Source organism: Sphaerisporangium sp. TRM90804 (assembly GCF_029846175.1).
In the GTDB taxonomy this organism is placed as follows: Bacteria; Actinomycetota; Actinomycetes; order Streptosporangiales; family Streptosporangiaceae; genus Sphaerisporangium.
Map to the genome: position 1 here is coordinate 169266 of NZ_JARWAC010000005.1, position 17221 is coordinate 186486.

A 17221-nucleotide genomic window follows, 5' to 3' on the forward strand; every position below is an offset into this window, starting at 1 on the left:
AGACGCCGTCACTAAGGTGTGCCAAAACGGGCACTTCACCAGGAGGCGGTTCATGCGGGGGCGGACACCTCTGGTGCTTCGGCGCGCGTTCAGCGAGCCTCTGCTCCTCTTCGCGGCCTTCGGGTCCATCCTGCTCGCCACGACGACCCTCGTGGCGCTCACCATGTACGCCTCCACGGTCGCCGACGTCGGCGTGCGGCGCGCCATGGCGACCGCCTCCGCCACGACGACGGCCACGAAGATCTCCGCTCCGATCCGGCAGGGCGACTTCGCCGACGTCGATCGCGCCGTACGCGGCAGGCTCGACGCCCTCGGGCGGGGCACCGTCCCGCACGACATCGCGCTCAGCGCCCGCTCCGACTCCTATGCCATGCCGGGCCAGGAGGCGCTGAAGATTCCGGAGCTGATCCGGTTCGGCACCTACGACGGCCTGGAGCGGCACGCGCGGCTGCAGGACGGCACCTGGCCGGGCCCCGCGACCGGGGACGTGGTCGAGGTCGCGCTCTCCCAGCCGGCGGCCCGCGCCATGGACGTGAGCACCGGGCGGGAGATCACCGTCCGCAGCCGTCTGGACGACGGCACCGTGCGCGTGCGGGTGGCCGGGATCTTCCAGCTCACCGACCCCTACAGCGAGCGCTGGGCGGGCGAGGAGCTCCTGCGCAGAGGCGTGGAGCGCGGCAACTACACCACCTACGGCCCGCTGATGGTCTCCCGCGACGCCTTCCTGTCACGCTTCGCGAACACCAGCGTCACCGTCACCTGGACCGCCGTACCCGACCTGCGCAACCTCACCGGCGAACGCCTGCGCCCGTTCGCCGCCTCGGTCGCCGGGCTCGGGGAGGACCTCAAGCGCGACTGCTCCTCGTGCGAGACCTACTCCCGCCTGCCCGACATGCTCAACCAGCTCGACCAGGCGGCGCTGGTGGCCAGGTCCACCATGCTCATCCCGGTGCTGCAGCTGCTGCTGCTCGCGGCGTACGCGCTGATCCTGACCGCCCGCCTGCTCGCCGACCACCGGCGCATGGAGGTGGCGCTGCTGCGCTCGCGCGGCGCGGGCAGCGTCCGGCTGGCCCTGCTGGCCGGCCAGGAGACCCTGCTCGTCGCCCTCCCCTGCGCGCTGGCCGCCCCGTTCCTCGCCCCGCCGCTGCTGCGCCTGGTCAACGCCATCCCGTGGATCCGCTCGGCGGGCGTGCGCATCGCGCCCGAGCCGGACGTCACCACGTTCGCGATCGCCGCCGGGGTGGCGCTGTCCTGCGCCGTCCTGCTCGCCCTGCCCGCCGTGCGCGGGGCGCGCCGCACCTACGTGCAGGAGCAGGCGTCGCGCGGCCGCGGCGACCGGCAGGGGATGCTGCAGCGCGCGGGCGGGGACCTCGCCCTGCTCGTGGTGGCGGCCCTGGCGATCTGGCAGCTCCAGCGGTACGGCGCGCCGGTCACCGCCACCGCCTCCGGCGAGCTCGGCGTCGACCCGCTGATCATCACCGGCCCGGCGCTCGCGCTGCTGTGCGGCGGCATGCTCGGCCTGCGCCTGGTGCCGCGCGTCTCGCGGATCGCCGAGCGGTTCACCTCGCGCCGAGCGAGCCTGGCCCCCGCCCTCGGCGCCTGGCAGGTGAGCCGCCGCCCGCTGCGCTACTCCGGGCCGGCGCTGCTGCTGACCATGGCGGTCGCGATCGGCGTCGTCTCCCTGGCGACCGCGGCGACCTGGCGGGCGTCCCAGCTCGACCAAGCGCGGCACCAGGCGGGCGCCGACCTGCGCGTCTCCGGCCCGCTGGAGTCGGCCGAGCTCGGCCGCCTGGGCAAGGGCGCCGTCTACGCCGGCCTGCCGGGCGTCGGCGAGATCAGTCCGGTGTACCGGGGGACGGCGACCTTCCCGGACGCCAACGCCACCCTGATCGCCGTCGACGCCACCAAGCTGACCCGGATGCTGATGCTCCGGCCCGACCTGTCCACCCGCCCGGTCGGCGCGATGGCCGCCGGGCTGGCCGACGGACGCCCCGCCACGCCGGTCGTCCCGCTGCCCGGCACGCCGCGGGCGCTGACGCTGGACGCGCGGCTGAGCCTGGACACGCCGTCGTTCGCGCCCCGGTACGCGGGGGTCCGGCTCAGGATCGTGCTCTCGGACGCGCTCGGCGCGCAGTCGGAGGCCGTCTTCGGGCCCTTCGCGACCGACGGCGAGGCCCACCAGGTCACCGCCGACCTGACCGCCCTGGCAGGGCTCTCGGGGCGGCTGGCCTACCCGCTGAGCATCCGCGGCATGTCGCTGGAGGTGCCGATCCCCCCGCAGGGCGACGGGCCGGCGGAGGGCAGCGGCCTGAAGCTGGACGTGGCCTCGATCACGACCGACACCGGCGGCGAGGTCGCGATGCCGCCGGACGTGCGGTGGGGGCACATCGCCCGGGGCGAGGGCCGGCTGGGCGATGAGGAGGTCACCTCCGGGCCCGCCTCCCTGCTCACCGTGACCGTGCCCGCCCCGCGAAGGCGCCCCGGAACCACGACCGACACCGACCGCATCGCCCTGGTGGCCGCGCCCGCCGCCGTCCCGAACGACGAGCTGTTCGTCCCGCCCCCCGCCCAGCAGGCCGGCGCCAAGGCCACGGCCACGTCGCCGAACTCGCTCTTCCGGCCCGTGCCGGTCGTGCTCACGGCCGACATCGCGCAGAGCGAGAGCCTCAGCGTGGGCAAGGCGGGGCTGCTGACGCTGGACGGCCAGCCCGTCGAGATCACGGTGGCGGGCATCGTCACCGCGATGCCGGGCACCACGGCGGGTACCCGCACCGTCCTCGCCGACCTGCCAACGCTGCTCACCCGGGACATCGCCTCCGGCCGCGAGCCGCGCCCCGCGGGCGAATGGTGGATGTCGGCACACGGCGACACCGCCGCGGCCGCGGCCGAGCTCGCCCGGCACCCCGAGTGGGACCAGACGGTGGTGGACCTCGGGTCGCTGACCCGGACGCTCAGGGACGACCCGCTGGCCAGCGGCCTGCAGGGCGCGCTCATCCTCGGCTTCGCCGCCGCGCTGGTGTTCGCGGTGCTGGGCTTCCTGGTGAACGCGGCGGTGGCGGCGCGCGAACGGCTCGCCGAGTTCGCGATCCTGCGGGCGCTCGGCGTCGGTTTCCGCCAGATCTTCGGCCTGCTCGCGGTCGAGCAGGCGTTCCTCGTCGTGCTGTCGCTCGTGGGCGGGACGCTGCTGGCCCTGGGCGTGACCGTGCTGGTGGTGCCGCACATCGTCCTGACGGGTCAGGCCGCCGCGGTGACGCCGTCGGTCGTGCTGGCGATCCCCTGGCCCGCCACGCTGGCGATGCTGGTCACCGTCGCCGTCCTGCTGTTCGCGATCATCGCGGGCCTCGCCCGCTCGTTGCGGCGCCACGGCCTCGGCCGGGTCCTGCGCATCGGGGAGGACCGTTGAACCCGCTGATCCTGCTGAGGGCCCACCGTGGAACGGCGGCCGTGCTGGCGGTGCTGGCGCTGAGCACGGCGCTGCTGATCGCGGCCCTGCCGCGTCAGGCCGAGGCCTCCTACGACGACGCCCTGCACGGCATCCTTGACGACACCGCCGCGAGCCTCACCGACCTCACCGTCTCCCAGCGCCCGAGGTCGCCGGAGCAGCACGTCACCACCGACGAGCTGTTCAAGACGGCGGACGCCCGCTGGCGGTCGTTGTTGCCGCCCGTGCTGGCCTCGGCTCAGGACAGGAGCCGGCGCGGCGCCGCCCACTACGGCGTGAAGTCGATCGGCACCCCGGTCGCCGGGCGCCTGGGCGGGGGGGAGCGGTCGTTCCAGTACGTCGACCTGGCCTGGCTCTCCGGCGCGGCCCAGCGCGTGCGGTACGTGGAGGGACGGCCGCCCGGGCCGCCGTCCGTGCTGGCCCGCGTGCCCGGCCTGCCCGAGCTGCGCGACGTGCCGAGGTTCGACGTCGCGCTGGTCGAGAACGCCTCCGACCGCATGGCCATCCCGGTCGGCACGACGCTCGTGCTCGGCAACAGCCGCCCGATCCTGGCGCGGGTCACCGGCCTGTTCCAGGTGCTCGACAAGACCGACCGGTACTGGCAGCACGAACTCGACCTCACCAACGTCACCGTGCGCCGCGTCGCCGGCTCGGACGTCGAGGAGCACCGCATCACCGGGCTCACCGACCTGAGCGCCCTCGGCGAGCTGAGCCGCACCGACCGGGACCTCATGAACAAGTGGGTCATCGCTCTCGACCCGTCCGTCCTGACGTCACGCAACGCCGTTCCCGTGATCGCCGAGGTGGGCGACTACCAGCGCTTCCTGAGCCAGGAGAGCGCCAAGAGGGTGACCAGCTCGGGGCAGATCGGCGCCTTCGTCCCGTTCGAGCTGCACACCGGGCTCGCCGACCTGCTGCGTGACTTCATGAAACGGCTGGGCACGGCCCAGGCGCTGATGGCACTGATCATCGGCGGGCTGGCCGTCGTGGCGATCGGCGTCATCGCGCTGACCGTGCAGCTCATGACCGAGCGCCTGCGCCCGGCCCTCGGGCTCGCCCGCGCGCGGGGCGCGTCGCTGGCGCAGGTCGCCGGGGCCGGCACCGGCGTGGTGGCGCTCGCCGTCGTGCCGGCCGCCGTCGTGGGCTACGCCCTGTCGTACCTCGTGCCCGGGCCGGTGACCCCGGTGGTCCATCTCGGCCCGCTGCTCCTGTCCGCGGTCGCGGTGGCGTACGCCGCGGTCCGCCTGGCCTTCTCCCACCGCAAGCCCCTGAACCAGCGGCGCGAGGACGTGGTGGCCCGCCGGCCGTCCCCCCGCAGGGTGGTCGTCGAGCTGCTGGCCGTGGTGCTCGCGCTCGGCGGGGCATACCTGCTGCGCACCAGGGGCCTGACCACCGAGGACAACGCCGCGCAGGGCGCCGACCCGTTCCTCATGCTGGTGCCCGCGGCCCTCACCGTCGCCGCGGCGTTGATCACCCTGCGCTGCTACCCCTTCCCGCTGCGGCTGGTCGTCCGGCTCGCCGCCCGGGCGCGGCCCGCGGTGCCGTTCGTCGGCCTGACCCTGGCGGCACGGGCCAGGTCGGTGACCGCGCTTCCCGTGCTGATCCTGCTGCCCGCGCTGGCGGTGTCGGTGTACGGCGCCGTGGTCGGGGACGCGCTCGACGCGACGCAGCACCGCGCCGCCTGGCAGGCGACCGGCGCCGCCGCGCGGGTGGACAGCGCCGCCGAGCTGTCGCCGGAGGCCGTCGAACGGGTGCGGCGAGTGCCCGGCGTACGCGGGGTCGTGCCCGCCGACAAGGGCACCGTGCAGCTCGGGCTCGGAGGCAGTACCGCGACCGTGGTCGCCGTGGACCTCGACGCCTACCGGCGCATCCTGGCCGGAACGCCGCTCCAGGCGCCGCCGCCGGCCCCCGCCCCCGACCCCTCGGCGATCCCCGTCCTGGTGTCTCCGGACCTGGCCCATCTGAGCACGTTCGAGATCGGCTGGCACGTCCGCATGAACCTCACCAAGGCCGGGACCATCACCGGCGGGCTCCCCGGGGTGAGCTTCACCACCGAGAACCTCATCGTGGTGCCGTACGACGCGTCCAAGCGCGCCGGAGCCCGCCTCTACACCACCCTGCTGCTGATCCAGGGCGACGGCATCGACCCCGCACAGCTCAGGGCCGCCGTCGGGGACAGGCGCGACATCCTGGTGTCGACCGTGGAGCAGTCGCTGGGCAAGGTCACCGCGACGCCGCTCACCGCCACCATCACCGGCAGCTTCCTGGTGGCCACCATCGCCCTGGGGGTGTACGCGCTGCTCACGGTGGTGATCGCCCTGGTCGTGGGGGCCGCCGAGCGGGCACGCGCGCTGTCGTACCTGCGCACCCTGGGGCTGTCGGAGCGCCAGGCCGCCAACCTGACCGTGCTGGAGATCACCCCGCTGGTCGTGCTCACGGCCTGCGCCGGGCTCGTCCTCGGCCTGGTGCTGCCGTCGGCGCTGGGGCCGAGCGTCGACCTCAGCGTCTACGCGGGTGATCTCGCGGTTCGGGACTACGAACCCGGCGTCACCACGCCGGTCCTGCTGGCCGCCGGTCTCGCCGCCGTCGCGGTCGCCGGCGCGTTCCTCCACGCCGTGATCGGCCGACGCCGGTCCCTCGGCTCGATCCTGCGAGTGGGTGAGTGAGTTGGAGACACCGATCGACCTGGAAGACCCGACCCTGTCGGAGCTGGAGGCGCGGGCCGGCCACACGCGGCCGGCCTTCGGGGAGGACGCGCACATCCTGTGCGACAACCTGGTGCGCATCTACAAGACCGAGGGCGTCGAGGTGGTCGCGCTGCAGGGGCTCGACCTGCTCGTCGAGAAGAGCGAGCTGATCGCCATCGTCGGCGCGTCCGGCTCCGGCAAGTCGACGCTGCTCAACGTGCTGTCAGGGCTCGACGTGCCCACCGCGGGCGTGGCCCGGGTCGCCGGCACCGACCTGCTGGCGATGACGGCCAAGGACCGGCTGCGCTACCGCCGCGAGCTGGTCGGCTTCATCTGGCAGCAGACGGCCCGCAACCTGCTGCCCTACCTGTCGGCCAGGGAGAACGTCCACCTGCCCCGGCGCCTGGCCGGCCGCGGGGCCGGCGCGGACCGCCCCCCGGTGGACGACCTGCTCGACCTGCTGGGGGTGGGGTACTGCGCCGACCGCAAGCCGGCCGAGATGTCGGGCGGGGAGCAGCAGCGGGTGGCCATCGCGGTCGCCCTGTCCAACTCCCCGCAGGTCATCCTGGCCGACGAGCCGACCGGCGAGCTGGACAGCGAGAACTCCGAGCAGGTGTTCGCCGCCCTGCGCGGCGCCAACCGGGAGCTCGGCGTCACGGCGGTCGTCGTGACGCACGACCCGCTGGTGTCGGAGCAGGTCGACCGCACGGTGGGCATCCGCGACGGGCGCACGAGCAGCGAGACGCTGCGGCGGGAGGCGTCCGACGGCAACATCATCGCCGAGGAGTACGCGGTGCTCGACCGCGTCGGCCGTCTCCAGCTTCCCCGGGACTTCACCGGCACGCTCGGCATGGAGCGCCGGGTGCGGCTGGAGCTGGAACGCGACCACATCGGAGTATGGCCCGACAAGCCCCAGCCGGAGGACCCCCAGTGAACGACCCCCGCGAGCGCCCCGCGCATCCCGGCGCAGAGGACGGCCGTCCGTCCGGGCACGACGGTCCGGCGGCCGAGGACGGCCGCCACGTCCCCGGCGGGCGCTCCGGCCCCGCCGGGGACGCCCCTGAGGGGCTCCCGGGCGACCTCCGGCCGGTCGGCTCCGGCGAGCCGCTCGTCGTCGTCGAGGGGGTGACCCGCGTCTACCGCACCGGGCCCAAGGAGGTCGTCGCGCTGCGCGACGTGTCGTTCGAGGCGTATCCGGGCGAGCTCGTCACCATCCGGGGACGGTCGGGGTCGGGCAAGACGACGCTTCTCAACCAGATCGGCGGGCTCGACCGCCCCGACGGGGGACGGGTGGTCGTGGCCGGCCGGACGGTGACCGAGCTGCCCGAGGCGGGGCTGCTGGAGCTGCGGCGCGACGTGGTCGGGTACGTCTTCCAGGCGTTCGGCCTGATCCCGGTGCTGTCGGCGGCCGAGAACGTGGGCGTGCCGATGCGGCTCGCACGCACCCCCGTCCCCGAGCGGGAGCGGCGGGTCGCCATGCTGTTGTCGATGGTCGGCCTGGAGAAGCACGCGAACCAGCGGCCCTACGAGCTGTCGGGCGGCCAGCAGCAGCGGGTGGCGGTCGCCAGGGCGCTGGCCAACCGCCCGCGCCTGCTGATCGCCGACGAGCCGACCGGCCAGCTCGACTCGCAGACCGGGCGCCAGATCATGCTGCTCCTGCGCGCCGTGGTGCGCAGCGAGGGCGTCACGGCCCTGGTCGCGACGCACGACCCCGCCCTGCTGACGCTCTCGGACCGCACCCTCGAACTGCGCGACGGAGCGCTCGTCCCCGCCGAGCCCCAGCCCGCCGGCGTCACCGCGTAGACCGCCCACCTGGGGCCCGCTCCCCCGGCCGTCCCGGTGCGCGAACCCTCGCGGCAGCGGGGGTACGCGTCGCGGCGCCACCGCGCAGCCCGCCGGCCCGCGCGCGGAAGCCGGTGCGCGGGGGCGGGCCGGGCTACCGGCCGTTGCGGCTGGCGACGATCACGTGCACGGTGCGCTCCAGGGCGTAGGCGGGGTCGGTGCCGCCGCCCTTGACCTGCTCGTCGGCGACGGCGAGCGCCTGCATGGCGTGGGCGATGCCCTCCGGGCCCCAGCCGTTGAGCTGGCGCTTCACGCGGTCGATCTTCCAGGGGGGCATGCCCAGGTGGCTCGCGAGCTGCCCGCCCCTGAGGTTGCGCGGGGCGCTGCCCACCTTGGCGAGCGAGCGGACCCCCCCGGCCAGCGCGCTCACGAGCAGCACGGGCGCGACGCCGGTGCCGAGGGCCCAGCGGAGCTGCTCCAGCGCCTCGCCGAGCTTCCCCTCCACCGCCTTGTCGGCCACGGTGAAGCCGCTGACCTCCGCCCGGCCGCGGTGGTAACGGGCCACGGCGCCCTCGTCGATCGCCTTGCCGGGGGTGTCGAAGGCGAGCTGGCCGCACGCGGCGGCGAGCTCGCGCAGGTCGTTGCCGACCGCGTCCAGCAGCGCCTGGGCGGCGTCGGCGGTGATCGTGCGTCCCGCGTTCCGCATCTCGGCCCTGACGAAGTCGAGCCGCTCCCCCGCCTTGGTGAGCTTGGTGACGGTCACGACGGCGGCCCCGGCCTTCTTGACGCCGTCGACCAGGGCCTTGCCCTTCACCCCGCCGGGATGCACCAGGACGACCACGCAGTCGTCGGACGGCGACCCGGTGTAGGAGACGATCTCGGCGACCACGTCCTTGCCGAGGTCCTGCGCCGACCGGAACACCACGATCGAGCGGTCGCCGAACAGCGAGGGTGAGGCCAGGCGGGTCAGCTCGCCGTGCTCGACCTTGCCGCCGAACAGGTCGTGCACCTGGGCGCCGGGGTCGGCGGCGCGCACGGCCGCGACCAGCTCGCCCACCGCGCGGTCCGCGAGCAGTTCCTCGTCGCCGACCACCAGGGTCACAGGTGCTGGATCCGTCGCCATGCCAGCAGCATGCCACGTCCGCGCGGCCCGCCGGCAACCCGCGGCCCCGGCCGCCGGAACACCGCGTCGCGGCGCCGTACGGCCCGCACGCCGATTCGGCTTTACCGCAAGATCCTTACAAGAAGCGGCACGCCGCTGATTTCCATGGCGAAAGCCGCGGCCGCGCGGCCTTACGGTCACAGATCGGACACGGGTGCTGTGGCAACGCGATATCCGCGACAACCGCACTTTTCGACCCGTTGACGCGGCCGTAGCACGTATGTAACCTTTGGCCAACGCTATGCAAGATTTTTGCAAATGGCTGTTCTATTTCTTCTCGTTCTCCGCAAGTTCTGGCTGGAGCGCACCGCGTCCGTGCATCCGCCCTGCCCCCATCCACGGAGGCCCCAGGTGATGTCGGCCTTGGCATTGCGCGGTCGGTCGCCCCCCGGCGCCCACGCTCGCGGCGTCTCCCCCGTCGTCCACGCCGACCGGCATGGTTCTCCCCCATGACCTGCACGGCGAGCCGGGCGGAGCCCGCGTGAGGCCCCAGCGAGTCGGTTCCCATCAGTAGTCGAGCGCGTCGTGCGGCACGGTCCCGGCCCGTCGCATCCCCCTGTCGTTCCAGACGAAAGATTGAGAACGCAATGAGAGAGAAGCACGTGTTCAGGCTGGTCGCGAGCATGCTCACGGCCGGCCTGCTCGTCATCACGGGGCTGGCCTTCCCGGCCTCGGCGGCGGGCCCCAACCTGGCGGCGGGAAAGGCCGCCTCCGCCAGCGGCCACTCCCAGAACTACGTGGCCGGCAACGTGACCGACGGCAACCAGGGCACCTACTGGGAGAGCGTCAACAACGCCTTCCCGCAGTGGGTACAGGTCGACCTCGGCTCGGCGGTCTCCGTCAACCAGGTGATCCTGAAGCTCCCCGTCAGCCAGTGGGACACGCGGACGCAGACGCTGACCGTCCAGGGCAGCACCAACGGCACGAGCTTCTCCGGCATCGTGGCCTCGGCCGGGTACACCTTCAACCCGGCCACCAACAACACGGTGACGATCAACTTCGCCACGACCACCGCCCGGTACGTGCGCCTGCAGATCACCGGCAACACCGGCTGGCCCGCCGGGCAGGTCTCCGAGTTCGAGGTCTACGGGCCCGTCTCCGGCGACTCGCAGTCGCCCTCGGCGCCGGCCAACCTGGCCTACACCCAGCCCGCCACCGGGCAGATCAGGCTCACCTGGAGCGCCTCCACCGACAACGTCGCCGTCACCGGTTACGACGTCTACGCCAACAACGTCCTGCGGACCAGCGTGGCCGGGAACGTCCTGACCTACACCGACAGCCAGCCCGCCAGCGCCACGGTCTCCTACTTCGTCAGGGCCAAGGACGCCGCGGGCAACATCTCAGCGGCGAGCAACACGGTCACGCGCACGGGCTCCTCGGGTGACACCGTGGCGCCGACCCAGCCGACCAACCTGGCCTACACCCAGCCGGCGACCGGGCAGATCAGGCTCACCTGGAGCGCCTCCACCGACAACGTCGCCGTCACCGGCTACGACGTGTACGCCAACAACACCCTCCGCGGCAGCGTGGCCGGGAACGTCCTGACCTACACCGACAGCCAGCCCGCCAGCGCCACGGTCTCCTACTTCGTCAGGGCCAAGGACGCCGCGGGCAACATCTCGCCCTCCAGCAACACCGTCACGCGCAACGGCTCGGGCGGCGGCGGCTCCAACCTGGCCGTCGGCAAGGCGATCACCGCGTCGTCGTCGGTGTTCACCTTCGTGGCCACCAACGCCAACGACAACAACGTCGCGACGTACTGGGAGGGCGCGGGCGGCAGCTACCCGAACTCGCTGACCGTCCAGCTCGGCTCCAACGCCGACGTCGACTCGGTCGTCGTGAAGCTCAACCCCGACAGCTCGTGGGGGCCGAGGACCCAGACCATCCAGGTCCTCGGCCGCGAGCAGGCCGCCTCGGGCTTCACCAGCCTGTCCGCCGCCACGCAGTACAGCTTCAACCCGGCGAGCGGCAACACCGTGACGATCCCGGTCAGCGCCCGGGTCGCCGACGTGCAGCTACGGATCACCTCCAACTCCGGCGCGCCCGCCGGTCAGGTCGCCGAGTTCCAGGTCATCGGCGCCGCGGCCCCCAACCCCGACCTCACCATCACCGGCATGACGGCGTCCCCCTCCTCCCCGGTCGAGACCGACTCGGTGACGCTCTCGGCCACGGTGCGCAACGGCGGCTCGTCCGGCTCCGGCGCGACGACCGTCAACTTCTACCTGGGCACCACCAGGGTCGGCACCGCGAACGTCGCCGCGCTGGCCGCGGGGGCGAGCGCCACCGTGTCGGCGAGCATCGGCACGCGTGACGCCGGCACCTACCCGCTGAGCGCCAAGGTCGACGAGTCCAACACCGTCATCGAGCAGAACGAGACCAACAACAGCTACACCAACCCGTCCTCGCTGGTCGTGCGGCCGGTCGACACCTCGGACCTGGTGGCGACCACCACCTGGACGCCGAGCAACCCGGCGGTCGGCAACACCGTCACGTTCTCGGTCGCGATCAAGAACCAGGGCACCGTGGCCTCCGCGGGCGGCGCCCACGGCATCACGCTCACCGTGCTGAACGAGGCGGGCACGGCCGTGCGCACGCTGACCGGCTCCTACACCGGCACGCTGGCGCCCGGCGCCACCTCCAGCCCCGTCAACCTCGGGACCTGGACGGCCGCCAACGGCAAGTACACCGTCCGCACGGTGCTGGCCAACGACGCCAACGAGTTGCCGGTGAAGTACGCCAACAACACCAGCAACACCCCGTTCTTCGTCGGCCGCGGCGCGAACATGCCGTACGACATGTACGAGGCCGAGGACGGCACGGTCGGCGGCGGCGCCACCGTGGTCGGGCCCAACCGCGACATCGGCGACCCGGCCGGCGAGGCCTCCGGCCGCCGGGCGGTCACGCTGAACACCAACGGCGCCTACGTGGAGTGGACCACCAAGGCCAGCACCAACACCCTGGTCACCCGGTTCTCCATCCCCGACGCGCCGGGCGGCGGCGGCATCAACTCGACGCTGAACATCTACGTGAACGGCACGTTCCTCAAGCCGATCAACCTGACCTCCAGGTACGCGTGGCTGTACGGCAACGAGACCGCGCCGGGCAACTCGCCGAGCGCCGGCGGGCCGCGTCACATCTACGACGAGGCCAACGTCATGCTCGGGACGACCGTCCCCGCGGGCAGCCGGATCCGCCTGCAGAAGGACCCGGCCAACAGCACCACCTACGCGATCGACTTCATCAACACCGAGCAGGTGTCGCCGATCGCCAACCCCGACGCGGCGAGGTACACCGCGCCGACCGGCTTCACCCACCAGGACGTGCAGAACGCGCTCGACCGGGTGCGCATGGACACCACCGGCACCCTCGTCGGCGTCTACCTGCCGCCGGGTGACTACCAGACGGGCAGCAAGTTCCAGGTGTACGGCAAGGCGGTCAAGGTCGTCGGCGCCGGGCCCTGGTACAGCCGGTTCTACGCTCCGTCGGGCCAGGAGAACACCGACATCGGCTTCCGGGCGGAGGCGTCGGCGAACGGCTCGTCGTTCTCCGGCTTCTCCTACTTCGGGAACTACGTGACCCGGATCGACGGACCGGGCAAGGTGTTCGACTTCTCCAACGTGTCGAACATGGTGATCGACAACGTCTGGAACGAGCACACGGTCTGCCTCTACTGGGGCGCGAACACCGACTACATCACGATCAAGAACTCCCGCATCCGCAACCTGTTCGCCGACGGCGTCAACATGACGAACGGCAGCACGAACAACCTCGTCAGCAACAACGAGGCGCGGGCGACCGGCGACGACAGCTTCGCGCTGTTCTCGGCGATCGACGCGGGCGGTGCGGACGAGAAGGACAACGTGTACGAGAACCTGACGGCGATCCTCCCCTGGCGCGCCGCCGGCCTGGCCGTGTACGGCGGTTACGCCAACACGTTCAGGAACATCTACATCGCGGACACGCTGACCTACTCCGGCATCACCATCAGCTCGCTGGACTTCGGCTACGCGATGAACGGCTTCGGCGCCGACCCGCCCACCCGGTTCGAGAACATCTCGATCGTCCGGGCGGGCGGCCACTTCTGGGGCTCGCAGACGTTCCCCGGCATCTGGATCTTCTCGGCGTCCAAGGTGTTCCAGGGCATTCGCGTGACCAACGTGGACATCATCGACCCGACCTACAGCGGCATCATGTTCCAGACGAACTACGTGGGCGGCCAGCCGCAGTTCCCGGTCAAGGACACCATCTTCACGAACGTCTCGATCACCGGCGCCCGCAAGAGCGGCGACGCCTTCGACGCCAAGTCCGGCTTCGGCATCTGGGTCAACGAGATGCCCGAAGCCGGCCAGGGCCCGGCGGTCGGAACGGCGACGTTCAACGGCCTGAGACTGAGCAACAACGCCCAGGACATCAAGAACACCACCTCGACCTTCACCCTGGTCATCAACCCGTAGCCCCGCCCTGGCCCCCAACCCACAGGGGTGGGACGGACGCCCTCCGTCCCACCCCGCCAGGCCTCACCGCCCGCCAGTGGCCCGACCGAGGATGATCCCTCAGGCCACTGAGCGGGCGGCGCCCAATCACCCACCAACGGCCCTAAGAGATCAAGTCCGCCGAGGGGCGGGAACCCGCCATCACGGAGCGGTTACCGCCGTCCCACTGCCAGGCCACTGGTTTCATCACCCGCCGGGAGCGTGAAGGTAAATCTTCAGGCCCCTGAGCAGGCCGCGAGCCGACCCCCGTAAGAAGTGCCGCCGGAGGATCCCCTCCGGCGGCACTCGCGTCTGCAGGCCCGCCGCCCGGCACCACATGCCCGATATACACGGCGAATCCGCGCCGTAACTCCACCGTAATGAACCTTCCACAGCCGCCCCGCCGCAGCTCACCACCCTCTTTCCGGCTCACCGCAGATCGCGCCGGGTGTGACCGGACGTGCAGTTGCAAGTCATCGGCAATCCAACTGCAGGTATCCTCGGGCAGTCTGAACACCACAAACAAAGGTGAGGTGAGACCCCATGCTTTCCAGCCCGTCACGCCACAGCTGCCCACGCTGCGGGGCGACCCTCGACGACGGCCCCGTCCTGTACAGGTGCGCCCCCTGCCGCCGCTCGATCTACGCCGCCGACCTCGACACCGACTTCCACACCCACACCCCCCGCCCCGCAACCACCTCTCGCACAACCCGCTGACCACAGCCAGCCGCCCCGGCTCGCCCCAGGCCCCCCGACCAAGCCCCTGAGGCATCCACCAGGGCAGGCATCCGGGCCGCCCACCCGCCGGAGCCTTCCACGGCACACTCACCGGCCCACCACGACCGTCGTCAAACGACCGTCCCGGCCCGGCCCGGCAAGACCGCCGCAGCGACCACCCGGTGGACGCGGGAGCACCAGCGCACTCACCGCCCCCTTGAGACGACCACCCGGCGGCCGTCCGGACCGTGACGGCGACCCATCCGAAGGCGACCCACCCGGTGGACGCGCAATCATCGGCCCACGTCCTGGCCCCTTGCGACGACCACCGGGCGACCGTCCCGAGCCGTGACGGCGAGGTCGCCGGAGCGGCCGTCGGTGGACGCGAGAGCAACAGCGCACTCACCGCCCCCTTGAGACGACCACCGGGCGACCGCCCTGCGCCGAAACGGCAAGGCCGCCAAGGCGACCCATCCGAAGGCGACCCACCCGGTGGACGCGCAATCATCGGCCCACGTCCTGGCCCCTTGCGACGATCACGGGTGAACGTCCTGAGCTGCAACGGCACGGTCGCCGAAGCGCCCACCCGGTGCACGCGGGAGCACCAGCGCACTCACCGGCCCCTTGAGACGATCACCAGTTGACCGTCCTGGGCTGTGACGGCGAGGTCGCCGGAGCGGTCGGTTCGGTGGACGCGCATGCCGAGGGCGTGCAGGCGGGTCACCGTCAGGGGGGCGGGGTGGCCGTAGTCGTTGGATTCGCCGACGCTGATCAGGGCGGCCCGGGCGCCGGTCGCGGCCAGGAACTCCGGGTGCTGGCGGGCCGAGCCGTGGTGGGGGACCTTCAGCACATCGGCGCGGGGCAGACCCGCGTGTACCAGGGCCTCCTGTGCCTCGGTCTCGACGTCGCCGGACAGCAGGGCCGACCCGGCGGGCCACCGTACGTGGATCACCACGCTGGCGTTGTTGGCCGTCGAGCCCTCGCCCGGCCCGGCCGCGACGGCGTCCGCTCCGGGGCCGACCACGGTCAGCAGCGCCGGCCCCGCCCGCCAGGCCATGCCGCGGGACGCCACCCACTCGGGCACGCGGCGCCGGGCCAGGCCGGCGGAGACACGGGCGGTCTCGCCCGCGGGCTCACGGCCCGGGCTCACCACCACGGCGCCCACCGCCCTTCCGCGCATCACCCCCTCAAGGCCGCCGACGTGGTCGGCGTGCGGGTGGGTGAGGATCACCAGCGGCACCCGCGTGACGTCCAGCGCGCGAAGGCAACGGTCGACGGACGCGGCGTCCGGGCCGGTGTCGACCACCACCGCCTCGCCGTCGCCCGCCGACACCACCAGTGCGTCCCCCTGCCCGACGTCGCAGGCGATCATCAGCCAGCCCGGCGGCGGCCAGGTAGCCACGAACGGGCGCACCAGCAGCGCCGAGACGACGAGGCCAGCCGCGACGGCGCATGCCGTCAACCGCCACGCCGCGCGCCGTGACAGCAGCCGGACGGCCACCACCGCCACGACGAGGAGCGCGACGCCCGCCAAACCTCCGGGCCACGGGAGGGTGGCCGCCGGCAGGCCGGCCGCGTGCCGGGCGACCGTGATGATCCAGCCGGTGGCGTATCCGGCGGGGCGCACGATCCAGCCGGCCGCCTCGACGCTGACCGGCGCCACCAGGGTCGCCGCGAACCCCAGCACCGTGGCGGGCGCCACGGCCGGGCCGGCGAGCAGGTTGGCGGGGACGGCGACCAGCCCCAGCTCTCCGGACATGAGGACGAGGAGCGGCGTTACCGCGGCCTGCGCGGCGACGGGCACCGCGACGGCCTCCGCCGCCCAGCGCGGCATGCGCCGGGCCAGGCGGTCGCGCCAGCCGGGCGCCAGCACCAGGATGCCGCCGGTCGCGACGACCGAGAGCGTGAAGCCGTACTCCGTGGCCAGCGCCGGATCGAACAGCAGCAACCCCAGCACGCTCGCCGACAGCGCGGCGAACCCGTCGCGGGACCGCCCGGTGCCCAGCGCCACGGCCGCCACGCACCCCATCACCAGGGCTCGCAGCACGCTGGGCGACGGCCGGGCCACGACGGCGAAGGCGAGCATCGCCGCCACCGCCAGCACCGCGCGCCCGCCCAGCGGCACGCCGGCCACCCGGCCCAGCGCGATCACCGCACCGGCCACGACGGCAAGATTCGCCCCGGAAACGGCAGTCAGGTGGCTGAGGCCGGCCACTCGGAAGTCCTCTTTCACCTGCTCGTCCATGCGGGAGACGTCGCCTACCACCAGGCCGGGCAGCAGCCCCCGCTCGGCGGGCGGCAGCACGTCGGCGGCTTCACGCAACCCAGCGCGCAGCACTCCCGCGACGGCCTGGACGGAGGAGGGACCGGTCAGCACCTGGGGCGGCCCTCGTACCATCAGCACGGCGGCGGTGAGGTCGCCGGGCTCGGCGGGGGCCAGCCGTCCCCTGACTCGCAGGCGCTGGCTGGGCAGCAGCCGCGCCCACTCGCTCCCTTGCGCGAACACCACCACGGGAGCCACGGTCGTGAACCGCGCCGAGGACGTCTCGACCCGTTCGACATCGGCCTCGACGACCACCCGCTCATACCGGACCGTCCCCCGATGCCCGGGAAGAACCCGAGGATCGCCGGTCAAGACCATCTCCACCGTCACCGCCCCCACCTCCCCCTCCGCCAGCACCGCCACCGGCCCCGTACTGACCGAATGGACCCGGAACGCCACCCCACCGGCAACCGCCGCCACACACCCCAACACCGCCAGCCCCACATTCCGCCACCCCGCGACCCGCCCGAGCTGAAAGCCCCGGCCGATGGCAGGGGTGCGCTGATGGAAGCCCCGACCTATGGCGAGGACGCGGTCATGGAAGCCCCGGCCGATACCAGGAACGCGGTGATCGAGGACCTGACCGATGCCGGGGACGCCGTCATGGAAGCCCCGGCCGATACCAGGAACGCGGTG

7 protein-coding genes are annotated in these 17221 nt (G+C 72.8%); 5 read left to right on the plus strand and 2 right to left on the minus strand.

From position 1 onward, the window contains the following. Positions 1-52 precede the first annotated feature (52 nt). The 4 genes from PYR91_RS06720 to PYR91_RS06735 are packed head-to-tail and all read left to right on the plus strand — an operon-like array spanning position 53 to position 7932. Positions 53-3403 carry an ABC transporter permease gene (locus PYR91_RS06720; protein ID WP_279778256.1) on the plus strand — a complete coding sequence of 1117 codons (3351 nt, stop codon included), beginning with the start codon at positions 53-55 and terminating at the stop codon, positions 3401-3403. After that, positions 3400-6108 carry an FtsX-like permease family protein gene (locus PYR91_RS06725; RefSeq protein WP_279778258.1) on the plus strand — a complete coding sequence of 903 codons (2709 nt, stop codon included), beginning with the start codon at positions 3400-3402 and terminating at the stop codon, positions 6106-6108. The genes PYR91_RS06720 and PYR91_RS06725 overlap by 4 nt, the downstream gene beginning before the upstream one ends. Next, the gene (locus PYR91_RS06730) at positions 6101-7063 is read left to right on the plus strand and encodes an ABC transporter ATP-binding protein (RefSeq protein WP_279778260.1); all 963 of its coding nucleotides are present in this window, start codon (positions 6101-6103) and stop codon (positions 7061-7063) included. Before PYR91_RS06725 ends, PYR91_RS06730 begins: the two co-directional genes overlap by 8 nt. Next, complete coding sequence (locus PYR91_RS06735; protein ID WP_279778262.1) at positions 7060-7932, plus strand: ABC transporter ATP-binding protein; 873 nt, start codon at positions 7060-7062, stop codon at positions 7930-7932. The genes PYR91_RS06730 and PYR91_RS06735 overlap by 4 nt, the downstream gene beginning before the upstream one ends. 133 nt (positions 7933-8065) lie before the next feature. Here the strand turns inward: PYR91_RS06735 and holA are convergent, their stop codons facing one another. After that, positions 8066-9034, minus strand: a complete 969-nt coding sequence (gene holA / locus PYR91_RS06740; RefSeq protein WP_279778264.1) for a DNA polymerase III subunit delta — start codon at positions 9032-9034, stop codon at positions 8066-8068. Positions 9035-9660: 626 nt separating this feature from the next. Here holA and PYR91_RS06745 point away from each other — a divergent pair. Continuing rightward, positions 9661-13527 carry a discoidin domain-containing protein gene (locus tag PYR91_RS06745; RefSeq protein WP_279778266.1) on the plus strand — a complete coding sequence of 1289 codons (3867 nt, stop codon included), beginning with the start codon at positions 9661-9663 and terminating at the stop codon, positions 13525-13527. A gap of 1348 nt (positions 13528-14875) precedes the next feature. On the opposite strand, the gene PYR91_RS06750 is transcribed toward PYR91_RS06745, so the two are convergent. Further along, the gene (locus tag PYR91_RS06750) at positions 14876-16948 is read right to left on the minus strand and encodes a ComEC/Rec2 family competence protein (RefSeq protein ID WP_279778267.1); all 2073 of its coding nucleotides are present in this window, start codon (positions 16946-16948) and stop codon (positions 14876-14878) included. Between the last annotated feature and the right edge of the window lie 273 nt (positions 16949-17221).

Excerpts from the sequence above, each read along its gene's own strand:
- PYR91_RS06720 (WP_279778256.1), top strand. The coding sequence starts at position 53 with ATGCGGGGGCGGACACCTCTGGTGCTTCGGCGCGCGTTCAGCGAGCCT.
- holA (WP_279778264.1), bottom strand. The coding sequence starts at position 9,034 with ATGGCGACGGATCCAGCACCTGTGACCCTGGTGGTCGGCGACGAGGAA.
- PYR91_RS06745 (WP_279778266.1), top strand. The coding sequence starts at position 9,661 with ATGAGAGAGAAGCACGTGTTCAGGCTGGTCGCGAGCATGCTCACGGCC.